At 67.7% G+C, this 13,225-nt stretch carries 16 protein-coding genes; 14 read left to right on the top strand and 2 right to left on the bottom strand.

Translation table 11 applies throughout. The features are described from left to right. Nucleotides 1–3 precede the first annotated feature (3 nt). Nucleotides 4–534, top strand: a complete 531-nt coding sequence (locus tag ACZ45O_RS05380; protein WP_464856301.1) for a spore maturation protein — start codon at nucleotides 4–6, stop codon at nucleotides 532–534. A 54-nt stretch (nucleotides 535–588) separates the two neighbouring features. Next, entirely contained in the window at nucleotides 589–1,050 is a 462-nt protein-coding gene (locus ACZ45O_RS05375; RefSeq protein ID WP_464856299.1) for a RidA family protein, read from the top strand. Nucleotides 1,051–1,096: 46 nt separating this feature from the next. Here ACZ45O_RS05375 and ACZ45O_RS05370 read toward each other — a convergent pair whose 3' ends face one another. Continuing rightward, entirely contained in the window at nucleotides 1,097–1,555 is a 459-nt protein-coding gene (locus ACZ45O_RS05370; RefSeq protein ID WP_464856297.1) for a hypothetical protein, read from the bottom strand. 97 nt (nucleotides 1,556–1,652) lie between these two features. On the opposite strand from ACZ45O_RS05370, the gene ACZ45O_RS05365 reads away from it, so the two are divergent. The 12 genes from ACZ45O_RS05365 (at nucleotide 1,653) to ACZ45O_RS05310 (ending at nucleotide 12,922) form a co-directional block, all read left to right on the top strand. Then, on the top strand, nucleotides 1,653–2,648 hold the full coding sequence (locus tag ACZ45O_RS05365) for a pseudouridine synthase (RefSeq protein WP_464856295.1): 996 nt from the start codon (nucleotides 1,653–1,655) through the stop codon (nucleotides 2,646–2,648). Nucleotides 2,649–2,861: 213 nt separating this feature from the next. Beyond that, nucleotides 2,862–3,956, top strand: a complete 1,095-nt coding sequence (locus tag ACZ45O_RS05360; RefSeq protein ID WP_464856293.1) for an ABC transporter ATP-binding protein — start codon at nucleotides 2,862–2,864, stop codon at nucleotides 3,954–3,956. 21 nt (nucleotides 3,957–3,977) lie between these two features. Beyond that, nucleotides 3,978–4,325 (top strand): hypothetical protein, encoded by a 348-nt coding sequence (locus tag ACZ45O_RS05355; protein ID WP_464856291.1) that lies wholly within the window; start codon nucleotides 3,978–3,980, stop codon nucleotides 4,323–4,325. A gap of 41 nt (nucleotides 4,326–4,366) precedes the next feature. Beyond that, nucleotides 4,367–5,116, top strand: a complete 750-nt coding sequence (locus ACZ45O_RS05350; RefSeq protein WP_464856289.1) for a hypothetical protein — start codon at nucleotides 4,367–4,369, stop codon at nucleotides 5,114–5,116. Nucleotides 5,117–5,403: 287 nt separating this feature from the next. Continuing rightward, complete coding sequence (gene rny, locus ACZ45O_RS05345) at nucleotides 5,404–7,014, top strand: ribonuclease Y (RefSeq protein WP_464856287.1); 1,611 nt, start codon at nucleotides 5,404–5,406, stop codon at nucleotides 7,012–7,014. Between the two features lie 146 nt (nucleotides 7,015–7,160). Then, a complete protein-coding gene (locus ACZ45O_RS05340; protein WP_464856285.1) occupies nucleotides 7,161–7,676 on the top strand; it encodes a hypothetical protein in 516 nt (171 codons plus the stop codon). A gap of 260 nt (nucleotides 7,677–7,936) precedes the next feature. After that, the gene (locus tag ACZ45O_RS05335) at nucleotides 7,937–8,758 is read left to right on the top strand and encodes a TIGR00282 family metallophosphoesterase (RefSeq protein WP_464856283.1); all 822 of its coding nucleotides are present in this window, start codon (nucleotides 7,937–7,939) and stop codon (nucleotides 8,756–8,758) included. A gap of 50 nt (nucleotides 8,759–8,808) precedes the next feature. Further along, the gene (gene spoVS, locus ACZ45O_RS05330) at nucleotides 8,809–9,069 is read left to right on the top strand and encodes a stage V sporulation protein SpoVS (RefSeq protein ID WP_209464917.1); all 261 of its coding nucleotides are present in this window, start codon (nucleotides 8,809–8,811) and stop codon (nucleotides 9,067–9,069) included. A gap of 156 nt (nucleotides 9,070–9,225) precedes the next feature. Beyond that, nucleotides 9,226–10,200, top strand: a complete 975-nt coding sequence (locus ACZ45O_RS05325; RefSeq protein WP_464856281.1) for a dipeptidase — start codon at nucleotides 9,226–9,228, stop codon at nucleotides 10,198–10,200. Nucleotides 10,201–10,242: 42 nt separating this feature from the next. Further along, complete coding sequence (locus ACZ45O_RS05320) at nucleotides 10,243–11,718, top strand: leucyl aminopeptidase (protein ID WP_464856279.1); 1,476 nt, start codon at nucleotides 10,243–10,245, stop codon at nucleotides 11,716–11,718. Next, entirely contained in the window at nucleotides 11,719–12,594 is an 876-nt protein-coding gene (locus ACZ45O_RS05315; RefSeq protein WP_464856277.1) for a PHP domain-containing protein, read from the top strand. A gap of 58 nt (nucleotides 12,595–12,652) precedes the next feature. Beyond that, entirely contained in the window at nucleotides 12,653–12,922 is a 270-nt protein-coding gene (locus tag ACZ45O_RS05310) for a translation initiation factor 2 (protein ID WP_464856275.1), read from the top strand. A gap of 72 nt (nucleotides 12,923–12,994) precedes the next feature. On the opposite strand, the gene ACZ45O_RS05305 is transcribed toward ACZ45O_RS05310, so the two are convergent. Then, a complete protein-coding gene (locus ACZ45O_RS05305; protein ID WP_464856273.1) occupies nucleotides 12,995–13,192 on the bottom strand; it encodes a hypothetical protein in 198 nt (65 codons plus the stop codon). Nucleotides 13,193–13,225 lie beyond the last annotated feature (33 nt).

Raw genomic sequence — 13,225 nt, 5'->3', positions numbered from 1 at the left:
CCGGTGTCTGTGCTGAACTCGCTCTCGCTCTGGGCCGTGCCGGGGATGCTCGCGCTGATCCCGCTGTGGGGCGCCATTCGCAGGGTGCCGGTCTACGACGCCTTCATCGAGGGGGCGGAGGAGGGGCTGGAGATCGCGGTCAAGATCATCCCCTTCCTGGTCGGCATGCTCATGGCCCTCTCCATCTTCCGGGCCTCCGGCGCCATGGAACTGCTGGCCGAGGCCATGAGCGGGATTACGGGGGCCCTGGGCTTCCCCTCCGAGGTGCTCCCTCTGATGATCGTGCGGCCGCTCTCGGGCGCGGGGGCGCTGGCGGTGACGGCGGACCTGCTGAAGACCCACGGCCCCGATTCGTTCATCGGCCGGCTGGCCTCCATCATGCAGGGCTCGACCGACACCACCTTCTACGTGCTCACCGTCTACTTCGGCTCGGTGGGCATCCGGCGGGTGCGCTACAGCGCCGCCGTGGGGCTGACGGCCGATCTGGTCGGGTTTCTGGCCGCGCTTTACGTGTGCCAGTGGTTTTTTCGGTGAGCTTATGGTAAAAATAGAGCGGATTGAACCCATCGGAGGAGGCACACGCCGTTCATGAGTGCAGAACAGAGGTTGCAGGAACTGGGCATCACCCTTCCGGACGCGCCGAAGCCGGTCGCGGCCTACGTTCCGTTCGTCCGCAGCGGCGACCTGATCTTCACCAGCGGCCAGATCGCGGTGGAGGGCGGTCAGCTGAAGTACAAGGGCAAGGTCGGCAGGGACCTGACCCCCGAGGAGGGCTACCAGGCCGCACGGCTGTGCGCCATCAACACCCTGGCTGTGTTGAAGTCGGCCGTGGGTTCGCTGGACAAGGTGGCCCAGATCGTGAAGGTGGTCGTGTTCGTGAACAGCGCCGACGGCTTCACGGGACAGCCGGCGGTGGCCAACGGGGCATCGGAGCTGTACCAGCAGGTCTTCGGCGATGCCGGCCTCCACGCGCGGTCCGCCGTGGGCGCTCCGGAACTGCCCATGGATACCGCGGTCGAGGTCGAGGTCATCGCCCGCATTTCCGAATAGGCCGCTCGAGCCGGGGCAGGCTGCTCAGGGGCAGCCTGTTCTTTGCTCAGTCGGTGAGGAGCCCGGTGACGTCGACGATGTAGCGCCCGGGGGACACACACTCCACGCGCACCCGAGGGTCGTCGAGCGCGAACTCTTCGGGCGGGCGGTCTTCCCGCAGCATGCAGCCGCCGGCCGACGCGACCAGGTCGGACAGGTGGAGGAAGCGGTTGGTGCGGATGCCCCAGATGACGGGGCCCTCCTCCGGGAACTCCAGGGGGGTCAGCAACGCCTGCCGGACGCCGTTCCGCCCCAGCCCGGCCGCCTCCAGGTCCACCTGGCAGAGGTGCGTGCGCCCCGTCCCGGCCAGTCTGGCCCCTGCGCCGATGGTGATGCGCAGGTGGTACTCGTCCCGCCCCAGGGAGCGGCGGGCGCTGCCGGCGGCGGTGGCGAGCCAGGTCTCGAAGAAGGTTCCCAGGTTCAGCTGGATCGGATGGCGCGCGGTCAGCTCCATCCCGAGTTTCACGGCAGGCTTCCCCCCTGGAAACGGCGGAACCGCGGCCGCCATCCTGACGCAGTACCCCATCCTATGACCCGCAGCAGAGCATGGTGAGGTGTATCCGATGGCAGATCGACCCCGGAAGCCGGGACCCGGTGCGAAGCGGGCCGGGAGGAGCGCCCGCGCGTTCGCCGCGTCCGGCGGCGGTTTCGCTTCGGTGGACGAGCAGTTGCGCTACAGGCTGGAACGAGGGCTGCTGGGCCGGCGGGGGCGGCGCAGGGCGAAGCCCGCGTCGGGTCGGGGCCCGAAGGTTGACCAGGGCCCCCGGCTCACGGCCGCTGAGGCGGAGGTTGCCGAGCGGCTGCAGAAGGTGATGGCCAGGGCGGGCGTGGCGTCGCGCCGCCACAGCGAAGCCCTGATTCAGGCCGGGCGGGTGACCGTGAACGGGCGGGTGGTCACCGAACTGGGCACGAAGGTGGTGCCGGGCCGGGATATCATCGAGGTGGACGGCCGCCCGCTGGGCAGACCGGAGACGAAGGTTTACGTCCTGCTGAACAAGCCCAAGGGATACGTGACGACCCTCTTCGACCCGCAGGGGCGGCCGAAGGTGACCGACCTGCTGGAGGGCGAGGTGGCCGAGCGGGTATACCCCGTGGGCAGGCTCGACTTCGACACCGAGGGGCTCCTGCTGCTCACCAACGACGGCGACCTGGCCAACGGGCTGATGCACCCGGCCCGCAGGGTGAAGAAGACGTACATCGCCAAGGTGCGGGGGGTGCCCGGACCGGCCAAGATCCGGGCCCTGCGGGAGGGCATCGAGCTGGACGACGGCCCGACCGCGCCGGCCGACGTGAAGGTGCTGGAGGTGCGCGCGCCCAACAGCGCGACGATCTCGCTGCGCATCCACGAGGGGCGCAACCGGCAGGTGCGCCGTATGTTCGCCGCGCTGGGGCACGAGGTGATTCACCTGAAGCGCATCGCCCTGGGGCCGCTGAAGCTCGGGGACCTTCCGGCAGGCGAGTGGCGCTACCTGACCGACCAGGAGGTGGCCGATCTGTACCGGGCCGCCGGTCTTCGGCTGGGCGGCAAGCCCCGCGGGCGGCGCCCGGCGCGCCGGTGAACCGCAACGTACCCTTAATACAGCCATAAGAGGAAAAGTCAGGGCGCTCCCCGAAACTGGATAGTGGGAGCGCCTTCCTGCGCCATCTGAGCGGATGCGCGCTTCCGCATCTGAAAATCCAGCAGGCTGGGCAGACCGGTCCTGCTGGTGAGTCGGGACCGCCCCGCCTCCAATACGCCAGGGCTCAGGGGGCCAAAGGAGTGAAGCGCCGGAATGGCCGAGGTCAGTTTGCGGCACGTCTACAAGAGGTTCGGTGAGTTTACGGCTGTCAGGGACTTCAATCTGGAGATCAAGGACCGGGAGTTCATCGTGTTCGTGGGGCCGTCGGGCTGCGGCAAGTCCACCACCTTGCGCATGATTGCCGGGCTCGAGGAGATCACGGAGGGCGAGATCTACATCGGCGACCGGCTGGTGAACGACGTGGCGCCGAAGGACCGCGACATCGCGATGGTCTTTCAGAACTACGCACTGTACCCGCACATGAACGTGTACGAGAACATGGCCTTCGGCCTGAAGCTCCGGAAGGTCCCGAAGGATGAGATCGACCGGCGGGTGAAGGAGGCCGCGGCGATCTTGGGCCTCTCCAACCTGCTGGGCCGCAAGCCGAAAGCGCTTTCGGGGGGCCAGCGGCAGCGGGTCGCGCTGGGGCGCGCCATCGTGCGCAGCCCGAAGGTCTTTCTGATGGATGAACCGCTCTCCAACCTGGATGCGAAGCTGCGGGCCTCCATGCGCACCGAGCTCGCCAAGCTGCAGGAGCGGCTCCAGACCACGACGATCTACGTGACCCACGACCAGGTGGAGGCCATGACGATGGGCGACCGCATCGTGGTCATGAAAGACGGCGTCATCCAGCAGGTGGCGCCGCCGCAGGAGCTGTACGACCGGCCCGCGAACCTGTTCGTCGCCGGCTTCATCGGCTCGCCGGCCATGAACTTCCTGCGGGGCCGCCTCTCCGACGATGCGCGGACCTTCCACGCCGCCACGTTCCAGTTCCCGGTGCCGGAGCGGCTCTCGGCGGCGGCGCGCCCGTACGCCGGCCGTGAGATGGTGCTCGGCATCCGGCCGGAGAACATGCACGCCGATCCGCAGTACCTGGCGGCGCACGACGGGCCCCGCATCCCGGCCCGGATCGAGGTGGTGGAGCCGCTGGGAGCGGAGATCTATCTCTACCTGCGTTCCGGCGATGACGAGATCACGGCCCGGGTGGAGCCGCACCTGCGTTTCCGCCCCCACGACCAGATCGACCTCGCCTTCGACCCGGAGAAGGTGCACCTGTTCGACGCCGAGAGCGAACTGGCCGTGCGCTGACCGAAATGAGGAGGTAACACGTTGGCCTATACCCTGCAAACCTTCGTTCACCGCAAGGTCTTCGGCAATTACCTGTCCAAGTGCCGGCCGCTGACCTATCGGAAGAACGACTGGCTGCAGCTCACCCGCGGGCGTGAGCGCAGCGTGCGGGTGATCATGCGCGCGATGCTGGGCGTGCCCAGCGCGCACCTGGGCCCGCACGAGCATGCCATGTGGTGTTTTCAGCTTCCCAGGGGCTCGCTGATCACGGTTCACCTGCACCGGGGAACCGTTGCGGAGATCAGCACTTACGAGGCGGATGAGGCCGAGGTGCGGGAGGCCGTGGACTACCTGCTGGAAGAGGTCGCCTCCCGGCTCCGGCAGCTCTGAGCCCGCGGAGGCCTGACCGGCCCGACAGGAGGAGGATCGCCGTGCACTGGTGGGAGGAGACGGAGGCCCGCATCCACCGCACGACCTCGGCCGCCACACTGAGTGAGGCGCTGTGGCAGCGGCTGGTGCAGGCGGGGCTGGAGCCCGATGCGGCATATCTTGCCGCATTCGACCTGGCCGCGCTCCAGCTGCTCTGCGCCGATCTCGTCAAGCTGGTAGACAGCCTCCTGCAGGTTGCCGACGGCGACCGGCCTGCCTGGAGGCGCCACGCGCTGGCCCTGCTGCGCTGGACCCGCAGCGCCGAGACCTGGACCCGGGAAACGGCCGCGGCGACCAACCGGCTGCTGGACAGCCTCGATCTGGACCCAGCGACCCTCGCCGCCCGGGAGGAGATCGAGGCGGACCTGCCGCCGGCCGACCTCCGGCCCGAGGAGGAGGCGAAGCTGGACGGGCGCTACCGCCACTGGCACCTGCTGTACGAGCGGCTCGACCTGAAGCTGGCCACCATGGAGCTGGAGCCTTCGGTGCAGCGGGGGCTGGCGCGGACGCTCGCGCGCCTGTACGAGGAGGCGGTGGTAACCTTCCGCCTCCTCTCGGGTCTGAGCCGCGACAGCCGGCCGCGGTACGGCCGGGTGGTGAACCTGCTGCTGCAGATCAACACCACCTGGCACTTTGACCTGGGCCCCTACGTGCTGGGGCCCGGCCAGGCGCGCCCGGACGGCCGGGGGACGGTGGGGCTGGCCACCTGGCTGCTGCTGGCCTCTCGGGAACCGGACATGCACACGCCTTAATACGCAATTTTCTTAACCTTGACAGAAAGCGCGTTGAGGGTTATCATGAAGTGAGGTCCGCCCTCTTTGTGCGAGCCAATGGTTGTACATTCGATGGGTTTTGTTACCCAGGCCAGTTGGTAACCACGGGCAAAGGCCCCGTGTTTTGCTATAGAAATGTCTCCTAAGGCGATTCTGTACCTTAGGGTTTGTCATTGCAGGCAAAACCGATCTGGTCGACAACCCGCGCGCCGCCCGCGAGGACGGCGTGTACAGGCATATGGCGAGCACGGAGTACGGACCGGTGCATGGTCCGTTTTTCTTTTCGCTCGAATGCGCAACTTCACGACACGGGCAGACAGGAGGTGAAGGCAATTCTCTATGTTCTTGTTGCTGTCATCGCGTTGATCCTGGGCGCCGCGGCCGGTGTGGCAGGCGGTTACCAGTGGTTTCAGCGTGAGTCCCGGTTGAAGCTGAACTCCGCAGACGCAAGGGCGCGGCACATCGTGGACGAGGCCCTGCGCGAGGCGGAAGCTAAGAAGAAGGAAGCGATCCTCGAAGCTAAGGAAGAGGTTCACAGGCTTCGCACGGAGACCGAGCGCGAGCTGAAGGAGCGGCGCGCCGAAGTCCAGCGGCTGGAGCGCCGGGTGGTCCAGAAGGAGGAGGCGCTCGACCGCAAGGTGGAGCAGCTGGAGCGCAAGGAAGAGGTCCTGAACCGCAAGGAACGGGAGCTCGACCGCAAGAACCAGATTGCACAGGAACTGGTGAACAAGCAGTTGGCAGAACTGGAGCGCATTTCGCAGCTCACCATGGAGGAAGCGCGCCAGCTCTTTTTGGAGCACGTGGAACAGGAGGCCCGCGCCGATGCCGCAAAGCTGATGCGGGAGATCGAGGCCGAGGCCAGGGAGAACGCCGAGAAGAAGGCCCGCGAGCTGGTGGGCATCGCCGTGCAGCGGGTTGCGGCCGACCACTCGTCGGAGCTGACCGTCTCGGTGGTCACCCTGCCCAACGACGAGATGAAGGGCCGGATCATCGGGCGCGAGGGGCGGAACATCCGCACGCTGGAGACGCTCACCGGAATCGATCTGATCATCGACGATACGCCAGAGGCGGTTGTGCTGTCCGGGTTCGACCCCGTGCGGCGTGAGGTGGCGAAGATCGCCCTGCAGAAGCTGATCCAGGACGGCCGCATCCACCCCGCCCGCATCGAGGAGATGGTGGAGAAGGCGCAGAAGGAGGTTGAGGCCCGCATCCGCGAGGAGGGCGAGTCCGCCTGCTTCGAGCTGGGCATCCACAACCTGCACCCGGAGCTGGTGAAGCTGCTGGGCCGGCTGAAGTTCCGCACCTCGTACGGTCAGAACGTGCTGAAGCACTCCATCGAGGTGGCACACCTGGCCGGCGTCATGGCCGCCGAGCTGGGCGTCAACGTGGAGGTGGCCAAGCGTGCCGGGCTCCTGCACGACATCGGCAAGGCGGTGGACCACGAGATCGAGGGTTCCCATGTGCAGATCGGCGTGAGCCTGCTCCGCCGGTACAAGGAACACCCCGACGTCATCCACGCCATGGAGTGCCACCACGGAGACGTGGAGCCGCGCTCGGTGGAGGCGCACCTGGTGGCCGCGGCGGACGCCATCTCGGCGGCCCGGCCCGGCGCCCGGCGCGAGACCCTGGAGACGTACATCAAGCGGCTCGAGAAGCTGGAGTCGCTGGCGGACAGCTTTGACGGCGTCGACAAGTCGTACGCCATTCAGGCGGGTCGCGAGATCCGGGTCATGGTGAAGCCCGAGAAGATCGACGACTACGCCGCCATGAAGCTGACGAAGGAGATCGCCAAGCGGATCGAGGACGAACTGGAGTACCCCGGGCAGATCCGGGTGGTCGTCGTCCGGGAGACCCGTGCGGTGGAGTACGCCCGCTGAGGCCGGCGAACCTTTCTCCTGCCGCGGACGTCATACAAAGAGAGCGCACACTGCGCCGACACTCGCCAAGAGGTGTCGGCGCAGCGTCACTGGTGCGGCAGCTCGTTCGGGGAACTCCGCTTCCCCTGTGAAGGAGGCATGATGGGGTGAACATGCGCAGGGGCGACGAGCCCTCGGCTCGCACCATTCAGTTGCTGATGAGCTATGCCATTCGCTACCCCGAAATCGCCACGGTGCGGTACGACCCGGGGCGCCGGGCCCTGCGTCTCTCCTTCCTGGTGAAAGGCCCGCTGACGGACGAGGAGTTCTCGGCGGCGGCCGGTCGCATTCGGGAGACGCTGGAGGTTTACCACATGATGAACCAGCGGGTGGCCGAACTCATCGACGTGCGGCAGTCGGCGTTCGGCGAACTGAACACCGTTGCCGTCGAGCGAGACGTTCTGAGCCTCACCCCCGAGGAGCTCTACACCGTGGTTGCGGTCATGCGGACGCTGTTCCAGCAGCGGCTGCTCACCGAACCCATGGAGTTCTTTGGCGAGGAGGAGCTGATGGCGCAGGATGAGCTGATCGAGGAGGTCATGGCCTCGCTCAGCAGCCAGCGGCGGCAGCCGAACCTCATCGCCATCCGCGAGAACGGCAGGCTGATGATCTTCCATAAGTAGCGCGGCATGTCATGCCAGGCCGGTCGGCCCCCAGGGGCGCAGACCGGCCTGTTTGCGTATGCTGAAGCCGAGGGCAGCCGAGGCGGGCGGCGGAATCACAACTTTGCTGTGTGACTTGCGAACTTTTGTGCTCGTCTCTGCGTATTGATTGGTGAGCGCACTACGCGGAATCCAGTCAGCCCTTAACCCATCGGGTCGGGTATAATAGTGCATATCGCGAACGATGGGAAAAGTGGGCAGAAGACTGGAGGCGCTGCGCCTTGCGCATTTTGTTCTTTGGTGACGTATACGGGCGAGTGGGGCGGGAGGTGGTAGCGCGGCGGATGGCCCCGCTGGTGAAGGAGACCGGCGCGGATGCGGTGGTCGTCAACGGTGAGAACGCAGCGGGGGGCAAGGGCATCAGCGCTCAGATCTGCCGGGAGCTGTTCTCACTGGGTGTCGACGCAATCACGCTGGGGAATCACGCCTTCGACAAGCGGGAGATCGCCCCGTATATTGATGAGGAACCACGCCTGATCCGCCCGCTCAACTACCCGCCCGGCACGCCCGGGGCCGGCTCGTACATCATTCGTCGTGGGGGCAGGCCCCTGCTGGCCGTGGTGCAGGTGCAGGGACGGGTCTACTCCCCGCAGCTGCTGGAGGATCCGTTCCGGGCGGTGGATGACGAGGTGGAGCGGCTCAGGCAGAGCACGCCGGTCATCGTTGTCGACTGTCATGCGGAAGCCACGTCTGAAAAGCAGGCGTTGGGATGGTACCTGGACGGCCGGGTGAGCGCCGTCATCGGTACGCATACACACGTGCAGACCGCGGATGAAGTCATTCTGCCGGGCGGTACGGCCTACCTGACCGACGTGGGCATGTGCGGTCCGTGGGTATCGGTGATCGGCGCCGACCGGGAGCTGGTGCTGGAACGGTTCCTGACGCAGCGGCCCGTGCGGCTGGAGGCCGCGCGGGGTCCCGCGATCCTGTCGGCGGTGCTGGTCGAGGTGGATGAGGCGACCGGCAGGGCGACCAGCATCCAGCGGATTTTGGAAAGAGAAGTGGTGACAGAACCACTTGCTAGTCTCTTTGGAAGATGGTAGGATATTAGCAACTCATCAACCACCAAATTCCAGTGGAGGGGACATTGGTTATGGAAGTGCTAAAGGTATCGGCAAAGTCGAGCCCGAACGCAGTGGCGGGAGCACTCGCAGGGTGTCTGCGGGAACGTGGGGCCGCCGAGATCCAGGCAATTGGGGCAGGAGCGCTCAACCAGGCGGTTAAGGCGGTGGCGATTGCCCGCGGGTTTGTCGCCCCCAGCGGCGTCGATCTGATCTGCATTCCGGCGTTCACCGATCTGAAGATTGATGGCGAGGAGCGCACTGCCATCAAGCTGATTGTGGAGCCGCGCTGAGCCGAGATACCGAGGCAAGTCCGAGGGTGAGTGACAGGTAGGCACATAAGCCGCCCGGCCCGCAAGGGTCGGGCGGTGCTATGTAGTCCGGAGGAGGGGTTTCGCCCGGGGAGATGGAAACACTCCTAACGGCAACTCGCGCAGGAGGGAACGCGGATGGAGCACCTGGAGGAGGCGGCGGCGCTGCATCGCCGCTGCCTGGTGATTGATGGGCATGCCGATTCGATTCTGATGGTCCTGGCCGGCGAACGCACCCTGATCGAGCGGTCTGACAAGGGGCACATCGACTGGCCCCGGGCCCGGGAAGGCGGGCTGACCTGCACCGTGCAGGCGGCCTGGACCGACCCGGTCTACTACCCGGTGGCCCCCCGCCGGGCGCTGGAGGCCATCGACGGGCTGCTGAGCCAGATCGAGGGGACACAGGGCGTGCGGCTCGTGCTGCGGGCCGAGGACGTGACCGAGGCCCATGCCGCCGGCGAGCTGGCCGTGCTGCTGAACATCGAGGGGGCCGAGGCGCTGCAGGGGTCGCTGGCGCTGCTGCGCAGCTACTACCGCCTCGGCGTGCGCATGATGGGCCTCGTCTGGAACCACCGCAACGAGGTGGCCGAGGGCGTGGGCGAGCCGGAGTCCGGCGGCGGCCTCACCCGTTTCGGCCGCGAGGTGGTGCGGGAGATGAACCGGCTCGGGATGCTCATCGACCTGGCGCACATCACGCCAACGGGCTTCTTCCAGGTGCTCGAGCTGTCGGAGGACCCGGTGCTCTTCACCCACGGGAACTGCCACGCGCTGTATCCGCACCCCCGCAACCTGACCGACGAGCAGATCAGGGCCCTGGCGGCGAGCGGGGGCGTCTTCGGGATCTCCTTCGTGGCCAGCTTCATGGGCCGGGAGACCGCCACGCTGGAGACGGTCGCGGACCACATCGACCACGTCTGCCAGCTGCTGGGCAGCGCCGACCACGTCGCCCTGGGTTCGGACTTCGACGGCGCGACGACGCCGCCCGGTCTGGAGGACGTGACCTGCCTGCCCAGGCTGACGGCAGAACTGCTCCGCCGGGGGTATGGCGTGGCCGATCTGGAGAAGCTCCTGGGCGGCAACTACCTGCGGGTCTTCCGGCAGGTGCTGCGGTAGCGTTTCCGGCGCGGGAGATGAATCATCAGAGGAGGCCATGTGATGAAAGTCCAGGTTACCAGACAGGCTCCCACCGAGGTCGCAGTGGACGTGCTCATTCTGCCGCTGACGGAGGGAACCCCTGCTCCGGCCGATGTGAACGAGGCCCTGGGCGGGCTCTGCGCGCAGGTGGTCGGCGCGGACTTCAAGGGTGAGCTGGGTGAAACCACCCTGCTGTACACAGGCGGCCGGCTGCCGGCGCGCAAGGTGCTGCTTCTGGGGCTCGGCAAGGCGGCAAAGGTAACCAACCGGTCGCTGCGCCGCGCCGCGGGCATCGGGGCCCGGGCGGCCCGCTCCAGCGGTGCGCGCTCCATCGCCTTCGCCCAGCCGCGCACCGTTGAGATGAAGGCGGCCACCGCGGCCCGCTTTGTGACCGAAGGCGCCCTGCACGGCCTCTTCCGGCTGCCCGACTGGAAGTCGGAGAAGAAGGAGCGGCCCGAGGTGGAGGTCGTGCACATCCTGGGCGGCGACGAGGTCGCCGAGGGTGTGGAGCACGGGCGCACGGTGGCCGAGGGCGTGAACCTGGCGCGGACCCTGGCCTGGACCCCGGGCAACCACATGACCGCGACCAGGCTGGCCGAGCGGGCCGCCGAGATGTGCCGGCAGAACGGCATCGAGGTGGAGGTCTACGACAAGAAGGGCTGCGAGGAGCTGGGCCTCGGCCTCCTGCTGGCGGTGAACCAGGGCTCCCGGGAGGAGCCGCGCTTCATCGTGATGCGGTACAAGGGGGGCGGCGGCAAGGGTCCGTGGCTGGGCCTCGTGGGCAAGGGGCTCACCTTTGACTCCGGCGGCATCTCGATCAAGCCCACCGAGGGCATGTGGAACATGAAGATGGACATGGGCGGCGCCGCGGCGGTCATCGGCGCGATGCAGGCGATCGCCCGGCTGAAGCTGAAGGCCGACGTGCTGGCGGTCATCCCCTCCACGGACAACATGCCGGACGGCGGCTCGTACCGGCCGGGCGACGTCGTCGTGGGGCTCTCGGGCAAGACGGTCGAGATCCGCTCCACCGACGCCGAGGGGCGGCTGATCCTCGCGGACGGGCTGGCCTACGCCGCCAGCCAGGGGTGCCAGAAAATCATCACCGCCTCCACGCTCACCGGCGCCGTGAACATCGCCCTGGGGCCGATCCGGTTCGGTCTGGTGGCCAATGACGACGCCTGGGAGGAGGAGGTGTACCAGGCCGGCGAGGCGGCGGGCGAGCGCGGCTGGAAGCTGCCCCACGACGAGGAGTACTACGACCTGATCAAGTCGCCGATCGCGGACATGATCAACGGCACGAAGAACCGCGCGGCGGGCACGGTGGCCGGCGGCCTCTTCCTCATGCGGCATGTGGGCGACACCCCGTGCGTGCACATGGACATCGCCGCCCTGGCCTGGAAGAACAGCGGCGACAAGTACGAGGACGAGGGGGCCACCGGCGCCGGAACCCGCACCTTCGTCGAGGCGGCGCGCCGCTTTGCGGAGGGCGGTCGCTAGATGGTGCGGATGCCGATGCCCCCGCCCGCGGGGCGCGCGGACCTGCACAACCACACCACGGCCTCGGACGGGACGCTGAGTCCCGCGGAACACGTGAAATGGGCGGCCAGCCAGGGGCTGGCCGCCGTGGGCATTACCGACCACGACACCATCGCCGGCTGGGCGGAGGCCCGGGCCGCGGCTGAGGAGGCGGGGATCGATCTCGTCCCCGGGTGCGAGCTCTCCACCGAGGTGGGGAAGACCGAGGTGCACATCCTGGCCTACTACTTCGACCCCACCGAACCGGCGATGGCCGACCTGCTGCGGCGCATGCGCGGCGGCCGGCGCAGGCGCGCCGAGGAGGCGGTGGCGAAGCTTCACCAGCTGGGCTACACGGAGGTCTCGCTGGAGCGGATCCTCGCCCGCGGCGGGGAGTCGGTCGGCCGGCCGCACATCGCGGCCGAGCTGGTGGAACTGGGTGTGGTGCGCACTATCGCCGAGGCGTTCGAGCGGTTCCTGGCCCGTGGCCGGCCGGCCTACGTCCCTCGGCCCAAGCTGGAGCCCGCCGAGGCCATCGCCATCGTGAAGGGGGCCGGCGGGGTGCCGGTGCTGGCCCACCCGGGCCTGATCGGCGACGACCGGCGGGTGCGGGAGACGATTACCGCGGGCGTCATGGGCATCGAGGCCTACCACACCGACCACAGCGACCTGCAGCGGCAGTTCTACGCGCGCTGGGGGCTCGACGCCGGCCTGGTCGTGACCGGCGGCACCGACAGCCACGGTCCGCGGGGAACCCGGACGATCGTGCCGGGCACGGTGAGCGTCAGCATGGACGTGGTGCAGCAGCTGAAGGCGCTTTCGCCCTGGTACCGGAGAACGGGCGGTTCACTGGCATAATCTCTCTCCTCAGGCGGTAAACTACCCTGGAGCATACCGCTGCCTGAGGGGTGCGAACGTGGGATACGACGAACTGCAGGCCTTGCGCGATCGGGTCCGCGTGCTGGAGGAGCGGGTGCGGGGGCTCCGCACGAGCCGCCGGATTCTGATGAACCTGCTGGCCGCGCAGGAGCGTGAGCGGCGGGCGCTCATCGCCCGCCTGGAGGCGGAGAACGGCCGCCTGCAGCGGGAGAAGGCCCGGTTCGCCCGGGCGGTGCTGGAGCAGAACATCCGGATCGTACGTCTGGAGGAGTCGCTGCGGCGGCAGAACGACGCCTCTTCCGGTTAGCGGGACTGTGCAGAGGAAGCCCGGCCGGTGAAGCGGGGCGCCCCCGGGAATCTCCCCGGGGGCGCCTGCTCTCTATGTCTGCTGAGGTTTGCTCTGCTTAACGCCGAAGCGAATCTGGCGATCTGGATGAGGAGGTTCGGGGCGGGATTCCCAGTCGAAGAACGGATCGCCGGCGAAGGCCGGGCGTTCATCCCGCCAGCCCTCGGGTACCATCTCCTTGAGGCTCAGGACGGAGCCACCGTTCCGGGTCTGCTTGCGCTTCTCGGTCACGAGCTCCACCTCCTGTTCGCTCCTTCTGAGGCC

This window comes from Symbiobacterium turbinis (genome assembly GCF_055383075.1).
The sequence above is the reverse complement of the archived record's forward strand: the minus strand, read 5'-3'. Positions and strand labels throughout refer to the sequence as shown.